Origin of the sequence: Pelagibius sp., from assembly GCF_965227505.1 — a bacterium.
GTDB lineage: Bacteria > Pseudomonadota > Alphaproteobacteria > Kiloniellales > Kiloniellaceae > Pelagibius.
In genome coordinates this window covers 1281708-1305887 of record NZ_OZ245757.1, presented here as the reverse complement: position 1 = coordinate 1305887, position 24180 = coordinate 1281708, and the positions used below count along the sequence as shown (strand labels likewise).

Genomic DNA, 24180 nt, shown 5'->3' with positions numbered 1-24180 from the left:
CCAGGAATGGAGAAAGCGGGGGAGGGGAAGCGCGCCGGGGCGATCAGCAGGGGCGATCAGCAGGGCCCGATTGGCGGCCCCGTCAGAAGGCCCCGTCAGAAGGCCCCGTCAGAAGGCCCGGTCAGTGGGCCCCGTCAGTAAGCCCGGTCGACGCAGAACCCGGCGATGTCCTGCAGGGCGGTTTTGGTCGCGCTCTTGGGGAAGCGGTCCAGGGCGGCGCTGGCCGAGTCCGCATAACGGCGCGCCTGCGCCATGGCGTCTTCCAGCGTTCCGTGGCGTTGCATGAGGGCGATGGCGTGTTCCAGGTCGCCGTCCTGATGGTCCTGGTCTTCCAGGCAGCGGCGCCAGAACGCCCGCTCTTCGTCGTTGCCGCGTTGGATGGCGAGGACCACCGGCAGCGTGATCTTGCCGTCGCGGAAGTCGTCGCCGACGGACTTGCCCAACTCGGCCTGCAAGGCGGAATAGTCGAGCACATCGTCGACCAGTTGAAAGGCGATACCCAGATCCCGGCCGAAGCGCTCCAGCGCCAGTTCCTCGGCCTCCGGCTGTTCTGCAACCACGGCGCCGACCCGGCAGGCCGCGGCGAAGAGCGCCGCCGTCTTGGCCTCTACGACCTCCATATAGGTGCTTTGGTCGGAGCTGATGTCGTTTGCGGTCATCAACTGCAGCACCTCGCCCTCGGCGATCACCGCAGAGGCGTTGGAGAGAATGCGCAAGACATCGAGGCTGCCGTCCGTGACCATCAGTTGGAAGGCGCGGCTGAACAGGAAATCGCCGACCAGAACGCTCGGCTTGTTGCCCCACACGGCGTTTGCGGTTGCCAGTCCGCGGCGCAGATCGCTGGCGTCTACCACGTCGTCGTGCAGCAGCGTCGCGGTGTGGATGAACTCGACGCAGGCCGCCAAACCCAGGTGGCGCTCCCCACGGTATCCGCAGAGCTTGGCGGAGGCCAGGGTCAGCATCGGTCGCAGGCGCTTGCCGCCGGCGGCAACGATGTGGCCCGCCAACTGGGGAATGAGGGCGACGGGCGAGTCCATGTGGGTCACAATCAGGCGGTTGACCGCCTGCAGGTCCTCGGCAACAAGCGCGATCAGAGGCTCAAGCCCGTTCCGGTCCTGACCCTTCTGCTCTTTGCCGACTTCGGCGACTAGCGCCACAACCGTCCTCTCACCTTCGACCGTCCCCTCCTCAATAGCCCGTCTCTAAAGCCCGGCAACCAGCGCTTCTGCGCCGCCACACTGCCCGGGCCCATGGCCCAAATCGGTCCCTTGACGGGTGTAACGCTTGATTTGGGGCACTTAAGGCAGCATAGGATTAACCGCCGGGCGGTCAAGCACGATACCTCCAGGTGCGACGAAAGGCGCGCGGCCGCGGGGCTGGCCGAAGCGGGTGAGGGAGCGCCCCTGCCTCTGTCTCCGGCGTCCCTATATACATACCCGGATCGGAACCAAGACCAGACAACGGCCCATGTCAGACACCGGACCCGCAAACACCCTGAACAGGAAGATTGACCGGCAATGAAAGAACTGCTGCGTACCAACGACATGGTCAAGCTTTCCTGGCTGGAAGCGCTGCTCGCCGACGCCGGGATCGATATCCTGGTGCTGGATCACCACACCTCGGTGATGGAGGGGTCCATCGGTATTCTGCCACGGCGGTTGATGGTGGGGGACCAGGACTACGAAAGAGCGCTACAGGTGATGGCCGATGCGGGGGAGGAAACCAGTTCTTGAACGAGCCGCTCGCCCTGACCGAAGACAGCCTGCTCGACGGCAGGGTGCGCCTGCGCCAGCCCGCGGGCGGCTATCGGGCGGCGATCGACCCGGTGCTGCTGGCCGCCGCTGTGCCGGCCTTGCCGGGCGAGACGGTGGCCGATCTGGGGTGTGGCGTCGCTTCGGCGGGCCTCTGCCTGCTGCGCCGGCTGCCCAAGGTCCGGGTGGTAGGGCTGGAGGTTCAACCGCGGCTTGTAACGCTCGCGCGGCAGAACGGAGAGCTGAACGATGTCGGTCCCGACCTGGCCGCCCACCAGGGCGACGTGCGCGATCCGCCGGCCTGCTTCGGCTCCGGGCGCTTCGACCATGTGATGATGAACCCGCCCTACCTGGATCCGGCGGCGGCCCGTGTTTCGCACGATAAGGCCCGGCGCATTGCGACGGTGGAGGGGGCGGCCTCCCTCGACGACTGGATGCGCTGTGGGATGCTGCTGCTGCGGCCCAAGGGCAGCCTGACCCTGATCCACCGTGCCGAGCGGCTGGAGGAGATTCTCACGCTTTGCGCGGCCGGCTGCGGCAGCTTGACCGTCTTGCCGCTGTGGCCGCACCGGGGCGAGCCGGCCAAGCGCGTGATCGTGCAGGCGCGCAAGGGAACAGCGGCCCCGCTGCGGCTGCTGCCGGGCCTGGTGCTGCATCGGGACGACGGCTCCTACTCAAAGGCCGCGGAAGCGGTGCTGCGGGCGGCAAAGCCTTTGACGCTCCAGGTCTGAAAGTCGCCGGTCATGTCGCCGGAGGTTTGGAAAGAGCGCTCTTAAGCCTTATGTTCATGCCATGGCGTTACGAAGCATTATCGATATCCTGACATTCCGTTGGCTGCGCCCCAGCCGCCCCGAAGTGGCGGTCCTGCGCATGTCCGGCGTGATCGGTGGTTTTGGCCCTCTGCGCAGCGGCATGAGCCTTGCCAGCATGGAGCCGCTGATAGAGCGGGCCTTCGCCCTGCCGCGGCTGAGCGCGGTGGCCCTGATCATCAATTCGCCGGGCGGGTCGCCCGCTCAGTCCGCCCTGATCGCCAAGCGGGTCCGCGATCTGGCGCGGGAGAAGGAGAAGCCGGTTCTGGCGTTCTGCGAGGACGTCGCCGCCTCCGGCGGCTACTGGCTGGCCTGTGCTGCCGACGAGATCTTTGTGCAGCCGACATCCATCGTGGGATCGATCGGGGTTATCACCTCCGGCTTCGGGTTTACCGAACTGATGGAGAAGGTCGGCGTCGAGCGCCGCGTCTACACCGCCGGCGAGCATAAGTCGACGCTCGACCCCTTCCGGCCGGAAAACGCCGAGGACGTGGCCCGTCTGAAGGCCCTTCAGGAGGATCTGCACGACGTCTTCAAGAAGACCGTGCGCGACCGCCGCGGGCATCGCCTGAAAGCCTCGGAGGAGGAGCTGTTCAGCGGCGAGTTCTGGGCCGGCGGCCGGGCCGTGGAACTCGGTCTTGCCGATTCCGAGGGCGAACTGCGCCAGGTGCTGCGCGACCGCTTCGGCAAGCGGGTGCGGCTGCGCCGCGTCCAGGGCCCCCGGCGTCTGTTGAAGCGCCTGGGTGTGGGGCGCGGCCGTGCCGGCGACGACGGGCCGCTGTTCCAGGCCGCCTTGCCGGGGCCGGAGGATTGGGCCGCAGGGCTGATTGCCGCCGTCGAAGAACGGGCCCTGTGGTCGCGCTTCGGCCTCTAGGGCGGCCTCCCTTCACCCGGTCCGGTTGCTTGCCCCTCTCGCTTGCCCCTCTCTTGTCCGTCGTTGCTTGACCCTGGGGCGGCGCCGTCGCTAAATGCCGCCATGTTCGGATTGCCTTCGATTCAGAAGCTCATCGTCCTGGGGCTGGTCATCGCCGCGGTCTGGTATGGCTTCAAGTTTCTCGGCCGCCTGCAGCAGGCGCGCAAGGCCGAAGCCAAACTGCGTGCCGCCGAGGCAAAGAAGCCGCAGAAGACCAGTACGGCGCGTAAAGCCGAGGATGGCAGCGGCGCGGAAGTCGCGGACCTCGTGCAGTGCCCCGCCTGCGGCGCCTACGTACAGGCCGGCAGCAAGTGCGCTGCGGGTACCGAAGCCAGATCCAGCGGCAACTGCGCGCTTCGGTAGCGCCCTGCGACGCCTTGGCTTGATTCGGCTTTGGGCCCCCGCTAAGGTTCGGCCCGCATTTACCGCGGTGCAGCATCCTGGACCGCTCAAGCAACGGTCTGAGTAAAGGTTGCCGGGGGTGCCAACCCGGGCAAACAGTCCCAACGCCATGCCTGACGCCAATCCGGACACCTGTTTCCAGCGGCTGATCCTGCGTCTTCAGGATTTCTGGGCCCGCCAGGGCTGTGTCATCCTCCAGCCTTATGACCTGGAGGTAGGGGCAGGGACTTTCCATCCGGCTACCACCCTGCGGGCGCTGGGTCCGGGAAGCTGGAAGGCGGCCTACGTGCAGCCCTCGCGCCGGCCCACCGACGGGCGCTACGGCGAGAACCCCAACCGCCTGCAGCACTACTACCAGTTCCAGGTGATCCTGAAGCCCTCGCCGGCCGACAGCCAGGATCTCTACCTGGACTCGCTCCGCGCCATCGGCATCGATCCGCTGAACCATGACATTCGCTTTGTTGAGGACGACTGGGAAAGCCCGACCCTGGGCGCCTGGGGCCTGGGCTGGGAGGTCTGGTGCGACGGCATGGAGGTCAGCCAGTTCACCTACTTCCAGCAGGTCGGCGGCATCGACTGCAATCCGGTCTCCACCGAGCTCACCTATGGGCTGGAGCGCCTGATCATGTACGTCCAGGGCGTCGAGAACGTCTACGACCTGGACTGGGACGGCGTGCCCAAGGATCAGGGCGGCAAGACCTACGGCGATGTCTTCCTGCAGGCCGAACAGGAGTTTTCCGCGTTCAACTTCGAGGCCGCGACCACCGAAATCCTGTTTCAGCACTTCAAGGACGCGGAGGCCGAGTGTCAGTCGATCCTCACCTTCGGCGAGCGCAACGGCCGGCCCATGCCGCTGCCCGCCTATGACCAGTGCATGAAGGCCAGCCACGTTTTCAATCTTCTGGACGCGCGCGGGGTCATCTCCGTGACTGAGCGCCAGGCCTACATCGGCCGCGTGCGCAATCTGGCCAAGGCCTGCTGCGAGGCCTGGGTTTCCACCCAGGACCCGGCGCAGGACGGCGGGGCAGGCTGATGGCCGAGTTGCTGGTCGAGCTGTTTTCCGAGGAGATCCCCGCGCGCATGCAGGGCCGCGCCGCGGAGGATCTGAAGCGTCTGGTCGCCGAGGGGCTGAAGGCGGCCAATCTCACCTTTGGGTCTGCCCAAGCCTACGCCACGCCGCGCCGCCTGGCGCTGGTCGTCGACGGTATCCCGGCGCAGCAGCCCGATCTCTCGGAAGAGAAGAAAGGCCCCAAGGTGGGCGCCCCCGAGCAGGCGGTCCAAGGCTTTTTGAAGGCCAACGGCCTGGCGTCCGTGGACGAGGCGGAGCTCAGGGAAACCCCCAAGGGCAGCTTTTACTTCGCCGTGCGCGAGGTTGCCGGGCGGCCGAGCGTGGCGGTGCTGCCGGAGGTCCTGGCCAAGGCCATTGCCGAGCTGCCCTGGCCGAAGTCCATGCGCTGGGCCGACGACAGCCAGCGCTGGGTGCGTCCTCTGCACCACATCGTGGCGGTTTTCGACGGCAAGGCGCTGGAGGGCGGCTTCGAGATGGGGGAGGAGCGCCGGCTTTCGTTCGCCGACACCACCCGCGGCCATCGCTTCCTGGTGCCGGACTCCTTTGCCGTGGCCGGCTTTGCCGACTACCGTGACAAGCTGCACAAGGCCAAGGTGATCCTGGACCCTGCGGAGCGGCGAGCGATCATTGCGGCGCAGTGCCATGAACTGGCCGGCGCCGAAGGCGTCGCCGTGAAGGAGGATCCCGGTCTGCTGGACGAGGTCACCGGGCTCGTGGAATGGCCGCAGGTGCTGATGGGGCGTATCGATCAAGACTTTATGCATCTGCCGGCGGAGGTGCTTTCCACCTCCATGCGCAGCCATCAGAAGTACTTCTCGACCGAGACCGCCGAGGGCGCCCTGGCCGACCGTTTTCTGGTGGTCGCCAACATGGATGCGCCGGCGGGCAGCGACCGCGCCGAGACCATCGTTGCCGGCAACGAACGGGTGCTGCGCGCCCGCCTGGCCGATGCCCGTTTCTTCTGGGACCAGGACCGCAAACAGTCGCTTTCGGCGCGGGTGCCGGCGCTGGAGGAGATCGTGTTCCATGCGAGGCTGGGCACGCTCGCCGAAAAGGTCTCCCGCCTGCAGAGCCTCGCGGTGGCGATCAGCGATCATGTGCCGGGCGCCGACCGCGATCAGGTCCGCTCTGCGGCGCGCCTCGCCAAGGCCGACCTCATCACCGGCATGGTGGGCGAGTTCCCGGAACTGCAGGGAATCATGGGGCGCTACTACGCGCTCAACGACGGCGAAAGCCCGGCGGTGGCGGAGGCCATCGCCGAACACTACGCGCCGCTCGGCCCCAACGACGCCTGTCCCTCGGCGCCGGTCAGTGTCTGTGTCGCCCTGGCCGACAAGATCGACACCCTGGTGGGCTTCTGGGCTATCGACGAGAAGCCGACCGGCTCCAAGGACCCCTACGCACTGCGCCGCGCCGCCCTGGGCGTGATCCGCCTGATCGTCGAAAACAAGCTGCGCCTGCCGCTGAACGATGTCTTCGCGACAGCGCAAGCCGAGTATACCGGCCTTTCGGCGGCGGATGTTTCCGGCGACCTGCTGGATTTCTTCGGGGAGCGCCTGAAGGTCGTGCTCCGCGATCAGGGCGTGCGCCACGACCTCATCAGCGCGGTCATGGCGCGCGGCGGCGAGGACGACCTCGTGCGCCTGCTCGCCCGGGTCGAGGCCCTGCGCTCCTTCCTCGACAGCGACGACGGCGCCAATCTTCTGGTCGCCTATCGCCGCGCCGCCAACATCGTGCGGATCGAGGCCAAGAAGGACAAACGCGCCTACCAGGGCGCGGTGGAGTCAGCCGCTTTGGCGCAGGACGAGGAGAAGGCCCTTTTTTCTCACCTCGGCGATGCAGCCAAAGGTGCCCAGACTGCGATAGTCTGTGAAGACTTCACCGGCGCCATGGCGGCCATGGCGCGACTGCGCCAACCGGTCGACGCCTTTTTTGACGAAGTCACGGTGAATGCCGAGGAGACGGCCCTGCGGGAGAACCGCCTGAATCTCCTGAGCGCCATCGGCGCGACGCTCTCGGAGGTGGCCGACTTCTCCAAGATCGAGGGCTGACGAGAACAGAGGCGGCGGATCAGCCGCCCGCAGCATGCAAGTTGAGATGGCGTGCAAGTTGAGTTGGACAGCAACCGGCAGGAAACGGATCGCAAATCATGACGACTTGGGTCTACAGCTTCGGCGGCGGCGCGGCCGACGGCCGGGCCGAGATGAAGGAACTCCTTGGGGGCAAGGGCGCAAACCTTGCGGAGATGTCGGCCATCGGTCTGCCGGTGCCCCCCGGCTTCACCATCACCACCGAGGTCTGCACCTATTTCTACGAGCACGACCGCAAGTACCCTGATGACCTGAGGGACCAGATGAATGCCGCGCTGACGAGGATCGAAGACCTGGTCGGCGCCAAGTTCGGCGACCCGAAGAACCCTCTGCTGCTCTCCGTGCGCTCCGGCGCGCGGGCCTCCATGCCCGGCATGATGGACACCGTGCTCAACCTCGGCCTCAACGACGAAACGGTGGAGGGTCTGGCCCGCAACGCCGGCGACCGGCGTTTCGCCTATGACAGCTATCGCCGTTTCATCCAGATGTTCGGCGACGTCGTGCTGGGGGTCGACCACCACCACTTCGAAGAAATCCTGGAGCTCGCCAAGGAAGACCACGGCTACATGCTGGATACGGAGCTGACCGCCGAGGACTGGGCCAAGGTGATCGAGGATTACAAGGCCAAGGTTCTGGCCGAGACCGGCGAGCCCTTTCCCCAGTCGCCGGGCGACCAGGCCTGGGCCGCGGTGGGCGCCGTCTTCGGGTCCTGGATGAACCAGCGCGCCATCACCTACCGCCGCCTGCACGACATTCCGGCGGACTGGGGCACGGCGGTGAACCTGCAGGCCATGGTCTTCGGCAACATGGGCGATGACTGCGCCACCGGCGTCGCCTTCACCCGCGACCCCGCCACCGGCGACAACTCGTTCTATGGCGAGTATCTGGTGAATGCCCAGGGCGAGGACGTGGTCGCCGGCATCCGCACGCCGCAGAATCTCACCCTGCACGGCAAGAAGATGAACGGCTCCAAGCTGCCTGCCATGGAAGAGGTGATGCCGGAGGTCTTCGGACAGCTGAACGACGTGCGCCTGACCTTGGAGCAGCACTACAAGGACATGCAGGACATCGAGTTCACGGTGCAGCGCGGCACCCTCTACATGCTGCAGACCCGCACCGGCAAGCGCACCGCCGCCGCCGCCCTGAAGATCGCGGCCGAGATGGTGGCCGAAGGGCTGATCGACGAGAAGGAGGCGCTGCTGCGGATCGATCCGGCAAGCCTCGACCAGTTGCTGCATCCGACACTCGACCCCGAGGCCGAACGCAAGGTGATCGCCCGCGGCCTGCCGGCTTCGCCGGGGGCGGCTTCCGGCAAGATCGTGTTCACCGCCGACGAGGCGGAGGCTCAGGCAGGGGCCGGGGAAACCGTCATCCTCTGCCGCACCGAAACCTCGCCGGAGGACATCCACGGCATGCACGCCGCCGTCGGCATTCTCACCACCCGCGGCGGCATGACCAGCCATGCCGCGGTGGTCGCGCGCGGCATGGGCCGGGCCTGCGTCGCCGGGGCCGGCGAGCTGCGCATCGACCACAAGAGCGGTGTCATGCGGGTGCGCGACCTGGAGCTGCGCGAGGGCGATCTCATCACCCTGGACGGCTCCACCGGCGAGGTCATGCAGGGTGCGGTGCCCACCGTGCAGCCGGAACTCTCCGGCGACTTCGCCACCGTCATGAGCTGGGCCGACCGGCATCGCAGCATGGGCGTGCGGGTCAACTGTGACACCCCGCAGGAGGCCAAGGTGGCCGTGGCCTTCGGCTGCGAAGGCATCGGGCTCTGCCGGACCGAGCATATGTTCTTCGATGCGCAGCGCATCGTCGCCATGCGCGAAATGATCCTGGCGGATTCCGGCGAGAAGCGCCGTCAGGCTCTGGACAAGCTGCTGCCCTACCAGCGCGACGACTTCGTCGCCCTGTTCAAGGAGATGGGCGACCGGCCCGTCACCATCCGCCTGCTGGATCCGCCGCTGCACGAGTTCCTCCCGCACGAGGATGCGGCGGTGGCCGAGGTGGCGAAGGCCTCCGGGCTCTCCGAGGAGCAGGTGCGGGCGCGCTCCCTGAAGCTGGTCGAGACCAACCCCATGCTGGGGCATCGCGGCTGCAGGCTCGGCATCACCTATCCGGAGATCTACGAGATGCAGGCCCGCGCCATCTTCGAGGCGGTGGCCGCGGTCGCGAAGGAGACCGGCAAGACGGTGGTGCCCGAGGTGATGATCCCGCTGGTCTCCATCGAGCAGGAGTTCACTGTGCTGCGCAAGCTGGTGGACAAGGTGGCAGAGGCGGTGCGGAATGCCGAGGAGGTGGAGATCGGCTACCTCGTCGGCACCATGATCGAACTGCCGCGTGCCTGCCTGCGCGCCGGCCAGATCGCCGAGGGGGCGGAGTTCTTCTCCTTCGGCACCAACGACCTGACCCAGACCGCCTACGGCCTGTCGCGCGACGACGCCGGCAACTTCCTCGGCGCCTACGAGCAGCGCGAACTGATCGAGCAGGACCCCTTCATCTCGCTGGACCCCGAAGGTGTCGGCGAGCTCATGCTGATCGCCGCCGAGCGCGGCCGCGGGACCCGGCCGGACATCAAGCTCGGCATCTGCGGCGAGCATGGCGGCGATCCTGCCTCCATCGCCTTCTGCCAGACGGTGCCGCTGGACTATGTCTCCTGCTCGCCCTACCGCGTGCCCATCGCCCGCTTGGCCGCTGCCCAGGCCGCACTTACGGGCCACGCCATCGGCGCGGTCGGGCGTTAGGGGCTTTGCATCGGGCGCAGGTGCGCTTGGTTCATGGGTTGAGGAAGCTCTTCAGCGCCTGACGCAGTGCAGCCTTGAAGTGTTGAACCGCCGTGCTTCGGCTCTCACATACAGTCTTTGTGCAAAGGAGGCTGTCATGACTGCGCAACGGCGCTCGGACCTCTCAGCCCGCGCCGCCGTCGCGGCCGATGTACCCTTTCTGGCGCGGACGGAGTTCGAAGCGTCGCTGCCGCCCTTTGGCCGCTCGTTCTGGGACGATCTACTGCAGGACAGCGGCTCAGACACCATGCTGTTCCTCGAGGCGGTGCTGCGCGAAGGGGCGTCCAGTTGGGGCGCGGTGGAGGATTTCATCGTTTTTGAAGTGGAGACCACGCCAGCCGCCGCTTGCGCCGTCTTTGCACCGGATGAACGGGCAGCGCAGGGGCCGCTGAACTTGGACAGGCTGGATCGGGTCGCCGGCGCTCTTTCCTGGACGTCGGAGACAACCGCCGCGTTCCGTGCGGCCTATCAGGGGATCTGGAGCCGCGGGGTGGATTTCCTGAAGCCGCAGGCAGAGCTGATCGTCGAATCCGTCGCTGTCGCACCCGGATTCCGCGGCCAGGGCCTCGGGGACGCGCTGATGCGCGCAGCCTTCGACAAGGCGCGGGAGAAAGGTGCCGCCAGTCTCGGGATAATGGTCATTCATGGCAACAACGCGGCGAAGGCGCTCTACGAGAAGCACTTCGAGCCCTACACCACCTTTCACCCTGCCTATTTCGATCACGCGTTCCCCGGGCTGACCAAGTTCAAGGCGAGTCTCGCTGATTGACGGCGCCGGCCGATGGGTACAGCGATCACGGCACACCATCGGACCGGCAGGTCCTGAGCTCAGCGCCCGCGCAGGTCGGTCAGGTAGGTGTTGGCGGCCCGGCTTTCCGCAAAGGCGTCCGGGTCGGTGTCGGCGAAGATCACGCCGTCCTCATTCGGGCCGGCGGCGGCGAGGGCGGAACCGTCGGGCCCGACGATGCGCGACAGACCGGCATAGGTGAAGGCGTCGTCCTGCCCGGCGTGGTTGGCGTAGGCAATGAACAGCTGGTTCTCGAAGGCCCGCACCGGCACGACGGAGGTCGCGATGAAGCCCGCGAAGGGGCCTTCGGGCAGGGCCGTGGGCACCAGCACGGCCTCGGCGCCGGCCCGCGCCAGCGCCCGCACCGCCTCCGGGAACTCCACGTCGTAGCAGATCAGAAAGCCGAAGGTCAGCTCGCCGATGGTGCAAAGCGTGGTCTGAAGCGGTCCCGGGGAGAAGAGCGCCCGTTCGTAGTCCCCGTAGAGCTGCATCTTGCGGTAGGCGATGGGCGCCGCAGCGCCGTCGACCAAGGCCAGACTGTTGAAGACCTGGGACCCGTCGCGCTCGGCAAAGCCGGCGACGATCGCAAGGCCGTGCGCTTCGGAGATCGCGGCCAGGTGTTTCACCTGCGGCCCGCCCAGCGGCTCCGCCAGGTCGCCGATGACCGCGCCGGCGCCGTAGCCGGTGGTGGCCAGTTCCGGCGTAATCAGAATCCGCGCACCGCCTGCGGCCGCCTCTCGGGCGGCGGCCTCGATGCGTGTTAGGTTCGCTGCGACGTCGCCCGCGGCCGCCTTCATCTGCAGGGCGGCGATGCGCATCACCGCTCCTCGCCGGTCCAGGCGCCCAGCAACCTCGGCAGGTCGCCGTAGCGTGCGATCAGCCCGACCACCAGGGCGGCGATGGCGACGAAGAAGATGGAGACCGAGGCCATCGTCGGCGTGTAGCCATAGCGCAGGGCGTTGAAGATCTTGATGGGCAGGGTTTCCATCGTGAAGCCGACAGTCATGTAGGCGACGATGTATTCGTTCAGCGACAGCACGAAGGCGAAGGCGAAGCCGGAGATCATGTAGGGCGTGATCAGCGGTACGACGACGGTGCGGAAGACCCTGCGGTCGTCGGCGCCCATGGTGGCCGCCGCCTCGACAAGGGAGCGGTCAATGGAGGCAAAGCCGAGCGAGAGCGTGACCAGCGGCAAGGTCACGAAGAAGATGGCGTGGCTGATGACCGCCGTCCAGGGCGCCCCGTAGAAGCCGCCGGTCGCCCAGAAAGAGAGGAAGCCGAGCGCGGTGATCACCGGCGGCAGCATGAAAGGGGCGACGCCCAGGAACTGGAAGATCCGGGCCCAGGGCGCGACGCGGCGCCAGAAGAACCAGCTGAGCGGCAGGGCGATAAGCACCGCCAGAGCGGCGGAGAGGGCGGCGAGGCCGAGGGAGGCGAGGAGGGCGCTGCGCCATTCCGGCTCGACGAAGATGTCGGCGTACCAGGCGAGGGAAAAGCCCTCGGGCGGGAACAGCAGCGTCCGCTTCTCGTTCACCGAGACCCCGGCGACCACGGCGAGGGGCGCCGCCAGGAAGAGCGCGATGAGGGCCATGTAGCCGCGGCGCAGCCAGCTTGCGGTCATGGCCTGCGCTCCGGCATCACGCGGTCTCCCGCCGGCCGCCGACCAGTAGGGTCAGGCCCACCAGCGCCAGCGAAATCAGCACCAGGAAGACCGCCATGGCCGCGGCGAAAGGCATGTTGGACTGGTAGATCGCCTGGTCGGTGATCAGCACCGAAAGCGTCCAGTGCTGCGGCCGCCCGAGGATCTGCGGCAGCAGGTAGGAGCCGAGCGCGAAGACGAAGACCATGATCAGGGTGGCGACGATGGTGTTGCGCAGCGCCGGAACGACCACGGTGACGAAGCCGCGCAGGGGGGAGGCGCCGAGGGTGCGGGCAGCCTCCAGCAACGTCGGGTCGAGGCGCATGAAGGAGGGATAGAGCAGCAGGATCGTGTAGGGCAGGGCCTGGTAGACCATCCCCGTCAGCACAGCGCCAAAGCCCGGCAACAGAGCCTTGGGCTCCGCCATCAGGCCGAGGGCGACCAGCAGGTTGCTGACCCCGGCGGTGCGCGAGAACAGAGTCGACCAGGCAAAGCCGATGATCACTTCCGAGAGGGAGAGAATGGCGAGCAGCCCGACCAGCCAATAGACCTGGACCCGGCGGCTGCGCCCGGCCAGGAAGCTGGTGAAGGGAAAGGACAGGGCCACGCAGCAGACGGCCACCGCCGCGGCCAGGAACAGCGAGAAGCCGAGCACGCTGCCGAAGAAGGGCGTCAGAAACCGCTCGTAGTTGGCGAGCACGAAGTCGACGGTGTAAAAGCCGCCTTGCTGGCGCCGAAAGAAGCTGACGGCGATCATGATGCCGAAGGGCACGACGAAGAAGACCACCAGCATGGCCGCCGGAAAGGCCAGCGGCAGGTGGTCGGAGAGAGTTCTGGCCCGCTCCCGCCTCATTGCGGCAGCACCACGCAGGCCTCGGGCGGAAGCTGGATACCGATGGCGTCGCCGGCAGCGACCTGGGGGCGCTCGCGCGGCGTGGAGACGGCGATGACGGTGGTGCCCGCCACAGCGACGAAGGTCTCCACGGTGCCGCCGAGGTCGCGCAGAAAGGTCACCCGCCCGGTCAGCGGTGCCTCCGCCGGGGCGGTCAGGCGCACGTCCTCCGGCCTGATGGAAAGGCGCGCCCGCTTCAGGCCCGCCGGCAGGGCGACGCCGGGCAGGGGGATGCCGTCGACCAGCGCGTGGCCGCTGCCGTTCGCGGCGACGTCGAGCAGGTTGGTGGAGCCGATGAAGTCGGCGACGAAAGCATCGGCCGGCCTCCGGTAGATCTCGACCGGCGCCGCCGCCTGGCGGATGCGCCCCTCGCCCATGACCACCACCAGATCGGCCATTGTCATGGCCTCGCGCTGGTCGTGGGTGACGACGATGGTGGTGATGCCCAGTTTCTGCTGCAGCTGGCGCAGTTCGACCTGCATGGCTTCGCGCAGCTTGGCATCCAGGGCGGAGAGCGGTTCGTCGAGCAGGAACAGCCGCGGCGAGACCGCGAGCGCCCGGGCGATCGCCACCCGCTGCTTCTGTCCGCCGGAAAGCTTGCCGACCGGCCGGTTGCCGAAGTCCGGCAGGTGGACGAGATCGAGTAGCTCGGCGACGCGCGCCTCCTGCTCGGCCTTGGGAACGCCGCGGATGCGCAGGGCATAGGCGATGTTGTCCCGGACGTTCAGGTGCGGAAACAGCGCCAGCGACTGGAAGACCATGCCGAAGTCGCGCCTGTGGGTCGGCAGGTCGGTGATCTCCGCACCGTCCAGCACGATGCGTCCGGCGCTGGGCGATTCCAGACCGGCGATCATGCGCAGCAGGGTCGTCTTGCCACAGCCCGATGGGCCCAGCAGGCAGACGAAGGTGCCGTGGGGAACGGTCAACGACAGATCGTCGACCGCCGTCAGCGCGCCAAAGCGCTTTGCGATGCCCTCAAGGGCCAGTCCCGACATGGCGTCCCCGCGTTGCGTGTCGACAGCGCTGATGGGCGACAGGGCAGGGCGCCGCCGCCGGAAGTGGCGGCGCCCTCAGGCCCCCTCGGTTTCGTTCGGCGTGGTCTTCAGCCGACGATCAGCTCTGTCCACTTCTGATTAAGCCAGTCGGACTTGGTCTGGTAAAGGTCGTAGCGCGGTATGATCGGATCGATCTCTGAGGAAACGGAGGCGAACTCGTCGCCCGTCAGATCGAGCAGATCGCGCTTCACCGTCGGTGCCGTGCCGACCTTGCGGGACATGGTGGCCTGGATCGACGGCTGGCTCATGTAGTCGATGAAGATGTGCGCTTCGTCGGACTTCTTCGAGGCGCGCGACAGCGCCCAGCAGCCGCTGTCGAGGATGCCGCCCTCCTTGGGGAAGGTCGAGCGCACCGGGTGGCCGTCGGCCGCCGCCAGGCCGGTGACGTCGTGATAGTACTGGCCCATGGGAATCTCGCCGGACTTGAGAGCCTGTTCGAACTGGGCCTCGTCGCGGTACCAGAGCCGCACGTTGGACTTCACCTCGGCCAGCTTGTCGAAGGCCTTCAGCAGCCCCTCCTCGCTGTCGAGGGCATCGGTGCCGCCCATGTAGGTCTTGGCCGTCACCTCCAGGAGGAAGGAGTTGGAGACGAGGGCGAGCAGGCCGAGCTTGTCCTGGTTGGCGCCGTCCCACAGAGCCGCCCAGGAGGTCGGTGCCTCGGGATAGGCCTCGGTATTCGACACCAGGGTGATGTACCAGGCCACGGCGCCGATGCCGGCCACCCGGCCGTCGGGATAGCTGTTCACGAACTCGCCGATCAGGTTCTCGCTGTTCGGCATACGGTTCCGGTCGAGCGCGGTCCAGAGATTGATCGCCTGGCCCTTGAGCATGGCGACCTGGGACATCATGGAGACGTCGGCGGGCGCGCGGCCGGCCTTGGCGGCCTGCTCCAGCTGGACCAGCCAGGCCTCACCCGTCGGTTCCGCCACTGACTCCACGGCGATGCCGGTGGCTTTGGTGAACTCAGGGAAAATGTGTTTGTCGAAGGAATCCTTGAAGTAGCCGCCGTAGACGCCGACCTTCAGCGAGCGGTCCTGCGCGCGCAGCACCGTCGGCATGGCGAGGGCGCCGGCCGCGGCGACCCCCGCCCCTGCGAGTCCCGCGGCCATCAGGCTCCGGCGGCTGATGCCGCTCTTGGCAATTCGCTTGTTCATCTCTCACCTACCTCCACTGTCATTTCTGGCATTGTCGTTGCTGAGGCCACTTGGCGTGGCCTGATTGACTGGACCTTCCCCCTGTTTCGGTTGGGTTTGCCCCAACACCAGCCTTCACGCGAACCGTGGGCTGTAAACCATCAGACTGAGAATCTCGAACAGAACCTGCGCACCCACATGGGCGGTGTTGGTGGTGGTGTCGTACTGCGGCGCCACCTCCACCACGTCTCCGCCGACAACGTTGATGCCCTTCAGGCCGTGCAGGATCGCCAGTACTTCCCGGGTCGTCAGGCCGCCGACCTCCGGCGTGCCGGTGCCCGGCGCAAAGGCGGGATCGATGCCGTCGATGTCGAAGGAGATGTAGGTCGGACCTTCGCTGACGACCGACAGGGCCTTTTCCACCACGGCGGCGATTCCCAGCTTCGGCACTTCCTCGGCATGAACCACCGTCATGCCGCTGTCGAAGGAGAACTCCCAGAGATACTCCGCCGAACCGCGGATGCCGATCTGGATCGTCCGGGTGGGGTCGAGCACGCCGTCCAGCACCGCGTTGCGGAACGGCCCGCCATGGTGGAACTTGCTGTGGTCGAAGGACCCGCCGGTGTCGCAATGGGCATCGATGTGAACCATGCCGACGGGCTGGTCGCGGCCGATGGCCTTCATGATCGGATAGGTGACGGAGTGGTCGCCGCCGACGGAGAGCGGCACCACGCCGGCGGCGTGCACCTTCTCGAAGTAGCGTTCGATGTCGTCGAGGCTGCCCTCCAGCCGGTAGCGGCTGGCGAAGGGAACGTCGCCCACATCGGCGACGCGCAGATCGTAGGTCGGCGCGCAGGCCATGACGTGATTGTAGGGCCCGATGCGCTCGATGGTGCGCAGCGCCCGCGGCCCGAAGCGCGCGCCGGGGCGGTTGGTCACACCAAGGTCCATGGGCACGCCGATCAGCGCGACTTGAAGGTCGCCGAAGTCGGGGTCCTGCGGATCAATCTCGCGCTGTGGTGCGTCGAGCAGCGTCGAGATCCCCGCATAGGGCGCCATGCGGGTGCCGCTCGCATCGAAGATCTGGTCGGCCACCTTGCGGTACGCCGGATCGAAGACATCGCCCCCGTGGCCCTGCGCGTACTTCTCCCGCAAGGCCGCCAGCTTGTCCGCATCCCATGCCATGATCGCCGCCTGCCCCCGCGCAAACCCTTCGTTTTCCTTGGGTCACAGTATCGCGGAAGGCCTGTTGCGAGAGCAATTGACATTGTTATACGGTCTTATGTGAGAAAAAATCACATAGAAGTGTCGCCATGTCCGCCCGCCTGCCACCCCTCAATCCCCTGCGCGCCTTCGAGGCCGCGGCCCGGCACGGCTCGGTTTCCCGCGCCGCCAAGGAACTCAACGTCACCCATGGTGCGGTGAGCCATCAGATCCGCAGCCTGGAGGCGGCGCTGAACGTGGCGCTACTGGAACGCGGCGCGCGCCGGGTCAAGCTGACGCCCCACGGCGCGGCCCTGCTGCCCACGCTTTCGAACGCCTTCCAGGACATTGCGACGGCGACGGCGCGGATGACCCGGCCCTCCACCGGCGGCGATCTGGTGGTGAGCTGCGTGCCCGCGCTGCTGTCGCTCTGGCTGATCCCGCGTCTCAGCCGCTTTTCCGAGCAGTTCCCGGGGGTGCGCCTGCGCCTGACCGGCGGCAACGATCCCGAGGCGGTCTTCGACCCCGACGTCGATGTCTGCATCCGCTACGGGCAGGGCACCTGGGGCGACTGCTGGGTGCGGCACTGGTCCGACATCGAGCTGTTTCCGGTTGCAAGCCCGACCCTGCTGAACAGCCGCCCCCTGCGGTCTGTGAAGGACCTTGCCCACCATGTGCTGCTGCACGCCGATGAAGGGCGGGAATGGCAGACCTGGCTGACCGTCGCGCGGGCACTGGAACTCAGCAAGGGCCGCCATCACTTCATGAGCGACGCCCGTCTTGCCGTCGAGGCGGCGCTGCAGGGCAACGGCGTGGCCATCGGCGACAGCCGGACCGCCAGCACCCTGATGGCCCGCGGCAGCCTGGTCGCGCCCTTCGACCTGGCGGTGCCGGCCATCGACAGCTTCTACGTGGTCTGCCGCAACGAGGTGAAGGCAGCGCCCATCGCCAGTGTCTTCATCGACTGGCTCTTCGCCGTCCGCGACGAGGAGGACGCCAGTACCGAGGTCCAGACCGTCGGCCGCCGCGTCCTCAGACGGGGTCGCAAGGGCGGGTAGGGAACTGGCGCCCTTTGTTCGGCCGGCGGCAGTTCCCCCTCACCCAGCTCCGGCCCATCAGTACTGCAAGGGGTTCGCTGCGCTCGCCAAGCCTGCGCAACCCTCTGCCACCAGGGGAGAGGGGGTAACTCTGAGGCGGCGTTAAAGGCCCTCTCCCCTCGTGGGAGACGGAGGGGCCCGCGTCAGCGGGAGGGTGAGGGGGCCTTCTGTTGAGCGGAAGGGTTCGCCGGTGCTCAGCCCGGCTTGTCGAAGACGCCCTGGACCACGGTGACCCGGTTCTCGGCAAGGCTGCGGCTCAGGTTGGCGAACATCTCGGCGAAGGCCGGGCCCAGGATGATTGCGGGCCCCACGGGGTTCTGGGGATTTGTGCCTTTTGCGGCTTGCTGGGCGGCGATGACCTTCTCGCTCCAGGCCCTGGCCTCCGCGGTGAGGTCGCGCCAGTGGCGTTCCTTCAGGCCGGCGGCGAGCAGCGCCTCGCGCACCGCTGCCGGTGCCGTCAGGTGGCTCCACTCCGGTGTGTTGGACCAGGGCGCGGGGAAATGGGGGTCGCCGGCGGCGCCGGCCATGATGTCGTAGAGCCCGAAGCGCCCGCCGGGCTTCAGCACCCGCGCCACCTCCCGGTAGAGCCGCGCCTTGTCGGCGATGTTCATGGCGGCGTGCTGGGTCCAGATCTGGTCGAAGCTGGCGTCGGCGAAGGGCAGGGCGAGGCCGTCGCCGCAGACGAAACCGGCGCGTTCGGCGAGCCCCACCTGGGCGCTCAGTTCCTGCGCCGCCAGGCAGTAGTCCGGGGTGAGGTCTATGCCGATAACGCGGCAGCCGCGCTGGTCGGCCAGCCAGCGCGCCGGGCCGCCGATGCCGCAGCCCAGGTCCAGCACCACGGCGTCGGCCTGGGGTGAGAGGAGTTGAGCCAATTCCTCCGTCGCCTCGTGGCCGCGGAGGTGAAACTGATCGTAGGGGATGAGGTCCGCCGGGCTGAGGCGGGAGAGGTCCTTACCGGCGGCCGTAAGCGCGGAGAGGATGCGCCCGCTCGGCGCGCCTTCCCGGGCGTAGTGCGAGGCGACGTTGGGTGACCGGCTCATAAGGATCGCGAGCATGGCACCGGCGGGCATAGGCCCGCAAGGCTTTCCGCGGATCGGCCCGCGGGTCGGTTCTGCGCTGCACGGGCCGGGTCCTAGAGGTCTTCGGCCAGGGTCTGGGAGTTGACCTCCGCCAGATGGATGGCATCGGTCAGAAGCTGGGCGATCTCCAGGTTGTTCTCCAGCACAGTCTTGGCCTCCGGGCGCGGGTCCTCGGCATAGGCGGCCATGCGGCCCAGGATCTCGGCGCGGATCTCCGCCAGCAGTTCCTCGCTGCGCTGGCCGTTCGGATTGTCGGCCGATACCAGATGCTTGCTCATCGGGGCTCTTCCCTTGTCTGCCGTCAACGGGCCACGCCAGTATCCCCGCAAGATGCTTAACAAGGGTTAACGGGAGCAGGGAGATTCGCCCAATCGTTACGGCCCGCTTCAACCCGTGGTATAGAGGCGATCGGAGTCCTTTGGAGGTTGCCCTCTTGGCCGAGGTGCCGACAAAAAGCAGTATTCTCCGGCGGCTTGCGCGTCTGCACCCGGCATGGATGTGGCTGCTGGTGATTGGACTCATTCTCGCTCCCGGCTTCGGGGTCAACTACCTCTTTGGTAATGCGCTGCTCGCCAACGCCGCGGGTTTGGACCCCATTGATCGGGCTTTCGCGATTTCATTTGGCATCGTGCCTATGGGCTATGCGCTGCTTGTCATCTTGGTGACGAGCGGCGGCTTCAGATCACAGCGCTCACGGGCCATCCGCCGCCCAATTGCGGCCTTCGCTCTCGCGGTTGTCATAATCACATCCCTCTATGTCTTCCTGCCCGGTACTGAATCGGCGATTGAGGCGCTCAACAACGCTCTCGGCACTTTCGGAGTGGTTGCTTTCGCAGTTGGTCTGTTGGCAGGCGCTGCAGGATATCTCTACGTCTTCATTCGGGCTGCCGTCGATCTGGTGGAAGCGGAACGCGGTGCGGCCACGCGGCTCGGCCTGAAGGTCGGAACGGCGATCCTGCTGCTTTACTGGCTTGTCAGCATCCCTTTCATCCAGATGCGGCTGCGGCGCCTGCTGCGGGAGGACGAAGGCGGCAAGATGTGGGACTTCCCGATGGAGAGGCTTACCCTCCAGCCTCAGGCTTCAGGCCACTTGTCGCTGCTGCTAACGGAGAGAGCCGGATGGGACGACTTCGAGGCCTATGCCGCTGAGTTGCTGCACCGCCTCGATGGAACGCTGATAAAGAAGGTGAGTGGGCCCGACGGCCATATCTGGGACGTGGAGATCGAGACCACACCGCTGCAGCTTGTTTTCGATGACTTCCCGCTGGGCGTGACCCTGGAATCGCGCAGCTATCCCGGTGATATCTTCTTGAGGAAGCTGCAGTCCAGGCTCGCTCGTTCAGCTTGAAGCGCTCAAAACGAACCCGGGCCGTTGGAGGGCGGCCCGGGTCAGGACGGATCGGAAAAGCCTGGCGGCTTACTTGCCGCGGGAAATGGTGATCTTCTTCGCCTTCTTCTGGGCGGTCTTGGTCTTCGGCAGATCGACGGTCATCACACCGTCCTTGAAGGTGGCGGCGATCTTCGCTTCGTCGATGTCGGCCGGAAGGGTAAAGGAGCGGCGGAAGCTGCCGAAGGAGCGCTCACGTCGGTGGTAGTTCTCCTCCTTGACTTCCTTTTCCTCCTTCTTCTCGCCGGAGATCGTCAGCCTGTTGTCGGTGAAGGTGACCTCGACATCCTTTTCGGTCATGCCGGGCAGCTCGGCGACAACGTGATAGGCCTTGTCGTCCTCGCTAGTGTCGACACGGATATCGAAGCTCATGGCCTCGCCGTTGCCGGCAAAGAGTGAGGGACGGCCGAAGCCGCGCCAGAAGTCGTCGAACACGCGGTCGACTTCGCGGTGCAGGTCGGAGATGGAGGGCGCCGCGCCGGCCTTGCCGTGCGGCCAGGGGGTCAGATCTTTGAGGGCCATTACAACCTCCTAAGTAGAACCGGTCCTTTCTTTCGGGATGGGTGCGCCGGGTGGCGACCTTTTGCCGGAAGGGTACGGGAGCACGGCGCTTTCTGCCTTGAGGCAGATCAAGCAAATCCCGGTGAAGAAGGCTCTTAAAACCCCTCTTCGCCCTTGACCGGATCGCCGCAACACGGCCAACTAACCGTCATGACCATCGGGCATGCCATGACCCTGAAGGACCTCGTCGCCGGCGGCAAAGCCGCCATGGCGGAGGCCCTGGCGGTGCTCGAATCGGCACCGGAGGCGCCGGACACCGTCGCGCTGCTGGATGCCGCCTTTGCGGCCCCCAAGGGGCACGTTATCGGGGTCACCGGGCCGCCGGGGGTGGGCAAATCGACCCTGCTGGGCGCGCTGCTGCCGGAACTGCGCGGCGCCGGGCGGACCGTGGGGGTGATCGCCGTCGATCCCTCGTCGCGGCGCAGCGGCGGGGCGCTGCTCGGCGACCGCCTCAGGCTCATGACCGACCCGGAGGATGGCGGGGTCTTCGTGCGCTCCATGGCGGCGCGCGACCGCCTGGGCGGTCTGGCGGAACTCACCGTCGCCGGCATGCTGCTGATGCGCGCGGTCTACGACGTGGTGCTGATCGAGACCGTCGGTGTCGGCCAGTCTGAAACCGACGTGGCCTGGGTCGCCGACACCGTGGTCTTCTGCGTGCAGCCCGGATCCGGCGATTCCCTGCAGTTCATGAAGGCCGGGATCATGGAAATCCCGGACCTCGCGGTCGTCACCAAGGCGGATATGGAGGCGGCGCAGCGCAGCCAGGCGGACCTGCGCGCCGCGTTGACCCACCAGCGCCGGCCCAACGGCTGGAAGGTGCCGATCCTGCCGGTGGCCGCCCAGCGCGGTGACGGCATCGCGCCGCTGGTCGCCGCCATCGACCGCCACGCCGCCTGGCTGGCCGATGCCGGACGGCTGGAGAAGCGCCGCCACACCAACGCGCGGATCTGGTTCGCCGAGGCGTTGCGCACCCGCTTCGGGCGGGAAGGGGTGAAGCGGGCCGAGATCATCGGCTGCCGCCTCAACCTCGACCGCGGCGATTCCCCCTACGAGCGCCTCGCCGACCTCTCGGCAGCGATCGCGGATTAGGCCGCCCGCATTGCTTTGTCATGCTCGGGTCAAGCCCACTGGTGTCCGGTTTAGATTCAAACCCATAGCAAGGCCATTTGATTTGGGTTTTCGCGTGGATCGGGTTGGGCGGTTATCAGCCGATCTATACGGCGTCGGTGCATGAGGTTTGCGCGGACGAGACGGGCGAACTTGAGCGGGCTTTGGATGGTTTTCTGGTCGCCCTGAGCCATGCGCAGGATCAGGAAAGCGATGAGGGCGACGGCAATCTGGATGCGTAGGGCGTTCTCGCTGGCTCCGAGGCAGTGGCGGATTTTGAGGGTTTGCTTGACCCATCGGAAGAACAGCTCGATGGCCCAGCGGCGCTTGTAGAGATCGGCGATTTCCCTGGCTGGGGCCTTGAGATCGTTCGAGAGAATGCGCAAGATCTTGCCGGTGTGGGTCTTGACGCGCACCTCGCGAACCGGGCTGCTGAAGGGGTTCTTGCGGCTGTTAGCCTGACGCTGCGGCAACAGCCCGATGCGGTCGGAGAGGATGCTGGTGCCTTCCACTACGTCGAGTTCAACGGCTCCAGCCAGGGGCGTATTGGACTTGAAGCGGGTGACGATGCGGCAACCGGCGGCATCCATCCTGGCCCACCAGCCGTAATCGTAGTAGGCGAGATCGAAGACGTAGGTAGCTCCTGCCTCTATCGGCATCGTCTGGGCGACGGTGATGTCGTTGACCTTGGCCGCGGTGACCGCCGCATAGATCGGCCGGTCAGCGGCGGGATCATAGATGACGTGCGCCTTGGCGCCGCAGGCTTTGGCTGAAAAGTGCGCCCACTCGCAGCCAATCCCGCTGAGGCGGATACTGGTGGAATCAATCAGATAGACCGCCTCACCGACTTTGCGGCGCAGGCCCCGCTGGGCTTGACCAACCATCGCCGCAAAGAGATCGCTGAATACCGCGCTCGGGCGCAGGGCATTGGCGTCCGACAAAGTCGAGCGTGACACTGGTCGCCCACCCAGGTGGTAGAGCCGCCTGGCATGGCTCTCCAGGCCGCCAACGATCTCCCGCAGGCTCGTCGACCCGGAAAGCTGCCCGTAAAGCAAGGCTATAAACTGGCTCTTGGTTGGCAGACGGCGAACCCGATGGTCCGCTCCGTGCTCAGCCACCAGGCGCTCGAACTCTCCCCAGGGAACCCGCTTTAGAAGATCGTGAAAAACGCTATTCTGGTGTCGCACGGTGTTGTTCCTTTCTCGTGTCCCAGGACGTCGCCAAACGCTTGGACACAAGTAGAATCAACACCGTGCGCTCAGTCCACCAAATCTAAACCGGACACCAGTGGGCTTGACCCGAGCATCCACCCTTCGAGACGGCCGCTTCGCGTCCTCCTCAGGGTGAGGCGGCTTGGCAATCCTCATGCTGAGGAGCGGCGAAGCCGCGTCTCGAAGCATGAACCTCAAGATCGAATGCCGACAAGTACGGCCTAGAACTCCGCCCAGTCGGGCTTCTGGGCGGTGACCTTGGCGTCGCCGGCCATGAGCGGCGCGTCGTAGCGCTCGCCCAGGGAGTCCAGGCGCAGGAGGGCGAGGCCGAGGGCGGTGTCGCCTTCCCCCGCCACGACGGAGCGCAGCACGCCGGCATTCTTCCCGTCGCGGGTGACGGCGCTGCCGGCCTCCGGCAGGGGGCCTTCGATCTCCACCGGCAGCAGGCGCTTTTTGATGAGGGCGCGGTACTTGGTGCGCGCGGTCAGTTCCTGGCCCATGAAACAGCCCTTATCCCAGTCGACGCCGTGCAGTTCGTCGAAGCCGTTTTCCAGCAGGATCGACTTCTCGATCTCCATGTCGCGGCTGCCGTCGGGCGCGCCGGCGGCGATGCGCAGGCGGTCGTAGTCCTCGAGGCTCGCGTCGGCGAAACCGGCGTCCGCCAAGGCCGCGGCGGCGCCGGATTTCGGCAGAATGGCGCGGGCGCCGAGCCGGGCCAGACGCGGGTCGACGAAGGCAAGACCGCCGCCGAAGGGCGCGGTCGCGCCGGGCTCCTCGGGCAGTCCGAGCTTTGCCAGCGCGTCGTTGCCGATCAGCACGGCGACCGCAAGGTCCTCGCTCGCATCTTCGACTGTGACCTGGGAGCGCAGCTTGTAGAGCTTCAGCCGCCGGCCGAGATCGGCGCGGCGCTCCACCTCGCAGTCCAGCAGAAAAGTCCCGTCCTCCGCAGCCAGGAAGAACTCGTGCAGGAATTTGCCCTGCGGTGTGAGGAAGGCGGCCCAGACGCTGCGCTCGGGCGAAACCCGCGCCACATCGTTGGAGACGATACCCTGCAGGAAGTCGACCCGGTCGGCGCCGCCGATGCGCAGCAGCCCGCGATGGTCGAGGATGACCGCCTTGGCGTCGCTCATGAGGGTTCCGATCCTTGCTTGGGGTGGCCGATCCCCTAGAGGTGGCATCCCCCGCTGTCCTGCGCAAGGCCCTTTGCCAAGC

General features: G+C 66.8%; 23 protein-coding genes. 11 read left to right on the top strand and 12 right to left on the bottom strand.

All coding sequences use genetic code 11. The features are described from left to right. Positions 1-134: 134 nt before the first annotated feature. A complete protein-coding gene (locus ACO06P_RS06285; RefSeq protein ID WP_420349151.1) occupies positions 135-1157 on the bottom strand; it encodes a polyprenyl synthetase family protein in 1023 nt (340 codons plus the stop codon). 360 nt (positions 1158-1517) lie between these two features. On the opposite strand from ACO06P_RS06285, the gene ACO06P_RS06280 reads away from it, so the two are divergent. The 8 genes from ACO06P_RS06280 (at position 1518) to ACO06P_RS06245 (ending at position 10586) form a co-directional block, all read left to right on the top strand. After that, entirely contained in the window at positions 1518-1733 is a 216-nt protein-coding gene (locus ACO06P_RS06280; protein WP_420349150.1) for a DUF2007 domain-containing protein, read from the top strand. Continuing rightward, complete coding sequence (locus tag ACO06P_RS06275) at positions 1730-2482, top strand: tRNA1(Val) (adenine(37)-N6)-methyltransferase (RefSeq protein WP_420349149.1); 753 nt, start codon at positions 1730-1732, stop codon at positions 2480-2482. Before ACO06P_RS06280 ends, ACO06P_RS06275 begins: the two co-directional genes overlap by 4 nt. Before the next feature lie 61 nt (positions 2483-2543). Then, complete coding sequence (locus tag ACO06P_RS06270; protein WP_420349148.1) at positions 2544-3434, top strand: S49 family peptidase; 891 nt, start codon at positions 2544-2546, stop codon at positions 3432-3434. Positions 3435-3536: 102 nt separating this feature from the next. Further along, a complete protein-coding gene (locus tag ACO06P_RS06265; protein ID WP_420349147.1) occupies positions 3537-3836 on the top strand; it encodes a hypothetical protein in 300 nt (99 codons plus the stop codon). A 148-nt stretch (positions 3837-3984) separates the two neighbouring features. Beyond that, positions 3985-4908: a glycine--tRNA ligase subunit alpha gene (locus ACO06P_RS06260; RefSeq protein ID WP_420349146.1), complete on the top strand. Its 924-nt coding sequence runs from the start codon at positions 3985-3987 to the stop codon at positions 4906-4908. Next, on the top strand, positions 4908-6995 hold the full coding sequence (gene glyS, locus ACO06P_RS06255; protein WP_420349145.1) for a glycine--tRNA ligase subunit beta: 2088 nt from the start codon (positions 4908-4910) through the stop codon (positions 6993-6995). Before ACO06P_RS06260 ends, glyS begins: the two co-directional genes overlap by 1 nt. Positions 6996-7093: 98 nt before the next feature. Continuing rightward, positions 7094-9778 (top strand): pyruvate, phosphate dikinase, encoded by a 2685-nt coding sequence (ppdK, locus tag ACO06P_RS06250; protein WP_420349144.1) that lies wholly within the window; start codon positions 7094-7096, stop codon positions 9776-9778. Between the two features lie 136 nt (positions 9779-9914). Beyond that, positions 9915-10586 (top strand): GNAT family N-acetyltransferase, encoded by a 672-nt coding sequence (locus ACO06P_RS06245; RefSeq protein ID WP_420349143.1) that lies wholly within the window; start codon positions 9915-9917, stop codon positions 10584-10586. Positions 10587-10645: 59 nt separating this feature from the next. Here the strand turns inward: ACO06P_RS06245 and ACO06P_RS06240 are convergent, their stop codons facing one another. From ACO06P_RS06240 to speB, 6 genes are all read right to left on the bottom strand, one after another. After that, positions 10646-11422 (bottom strand): carbon-nitrogen hydrolase family protein, encoded by a 777-nt coding sequence (locus ACO06P_RS06240; protein WP_420349142.1) that lies wholly within the window; start codon positions 11420-11422, stop codon positions 10646-10648. Continuing rightward, on the bottom strand, positions 11422-12225 hold the full coding sequence (locus tag ACO06P_RS06235; protein ID WP_420349141.1) for an ABC transporter permease: 804 nt from the start codon (positions 12223-12225) through the stop codon (positions 11422-11424). The genes ACO06P_RS06240 and ACO06P_RS06235 overlap by 1 nt, the downstream gene beginning before the upstream one ends. Positions 12226-12241: 16 nt before the next feature. Then, positions 12242-13096: an ABC transporter permease gene (locus ACO06P_RS06230; RefSeq protein WP_420349140.1), complete on the bottom strand. Its 855-nt coding sequence runs from the start codon at positions 13094-13096 to the stop codon at positions 12242-12244. Continuing rightward, entirely contained in the window at positions 13093-14130 is a 1038-nt protein-coding gene (locus tag ACO06P_RS06225; RefSeq protein ID WP_420349139.1) for an ABC transporter ATP-binding protein, read from the bottom strand. Before ACO06P_RS06225 ends, ACO06P_RS06230 begins: the two co-directional genes overlap by 4 nt. Positions 14131-14237: 107 nt before the next feature. After that, entirely contained in the window at positions 14238-15344 is a 1107-nt protein-coding gene (locus ACO06P_RS06220; protein WP_420349138.1) for an ABC transporter substrate-binding protein, read from the bottom strand. Positions 15345-15458: 114 nt separating this feature from the next. Continuing rightward, a complete protein-coding gene (speB, locus tag ACO06P_RS06215) occupies positions 15459-16508 on the bottom strand; it encodes an agmatinase (protein ID WP_420349137.1) in 1050 nt (349 codons plus the stop codon). Positions 16509-16636: 128 nt separating this feature from the next. On the opposite strand from speB, the gene gcvA reads away from it, so the two are divergent. Beyond that, complete coding sequence (gene gcvA / locus ACO06P_RS06210) at positions 16637-17584, top strand: transcriptional regulator GcvA (protein ID WP_420349136.1); 948 nt, start codon at positions 16637-16639, stop codon at positions 17582-17584. Positions 17585-17817: 233 nt separating this feature from the next. Here gcvA and ACO06P_RS06205 read toward each other — a convergent pair whose 3' ends face one another. Together ACO06P_RS06205 and ACO06P_RS06200 are read right to left on the bottom strand one after the other, a co-directional pair. Further along, a complete protein-coding gene (locus ACO06P_RS06205; protein WP_420349135.1) occupies positions 17818-18693 on the bottom strand; it encodes a methyltransferase domain-containing protein in 876 nt (291 codons plus the stop codon). Positions 18694-18755: 62 nt separating this feature from the next. Further along, entirely contained in the window at positions 18756-18980 is a 225-nt protein-coding gene (locus tag ACO06P_RS06200) for a hypothetical protein (RefSeq protein ID WP_420349134.1), read from the bottom strand. 164 nt (positions 18981-19144) lie between these two features. On the opposite strand from ACO06P_RS06200, the gene ACO06P_RS06195 reads away from it, so the two are divergent. Then, on the top strand, positions 19145-20050 hold the full coding sequence (locus ACO06P_RS06195; RefSeq protein WP_420349705.1) for a DUF3630 family protein: 906 nt from the start codon (positions 19145-19147) through the stop codon (positions 20048-20050). Positions 20051-20119: 69 nt separating this feature from the next. Here ACO06P_RS06195 and ACO06P_RS06190 read toward each other — a convergent pair whose 3' ends face one another. Beyond that, the gene (locus tag ACO06P_RS06190; protein WP_420349133.1) at positions 20120-20611 is read right to left on the bottom strand and encodes an Hsp20/alpha crystallin family protein; all 492 of its coding nucleotides are present in this window, start codon (positions 20609-20611) and stop codon (positions 20120-20122) included. 189 nt (positions 20612-20800) lie between these two features. Here ACO06P_RS06190 and meaB point away from each other — a divergent pair, with 189 nt between their 5' ends. Continuing rightward, positions 20801-21739, top strand: coding sequence for a methylmalonyl Co-A mutase-associated GTPase MeaB (meaB, locus tag ACO06P_RS06185; RefSeq protein ID WP_420349132.1), 939 nt, complete (start codon positions 20801-20803; stop codon positions 21737-21739). Between the two features lie 56 nt (positions 21740-21795). Here meaB and ACO06P_RS06180 read toward each other — a convergent pair whose 3' ends face one another. Together ACO06P_RS06180 and ACO06P_RS06175 are read right to left on the bottom strand one after the other, a co-directional pair. Then, on the bottom strand, positions 21796-22944 hold the full coding sequence (locus ACO06P_RS06180; RefSeq protein ID WP_420345314.1) for an IS4 family transposase: 1149 nt from the start codon (positions 22942-22944) through the stop codon (positions 21796-21798). A 245-nt stretch (positions 22945-23189) separates the two neighbouring features. Next, positions 23190-24098 carry a YgfZ/GcvT domain-containing protein gene (locus tag ACO06P_RS06175; protein WP_420349131.1) on the bottom strand — a complete coding sequence of 303 codons (909 nt, stop codon included), beginning with the start codon at positions 24096-24098 and terminating at the stop codon, positions 23190-23192. Positions 24099-24180: the final 82 nt, after the last annotated feature.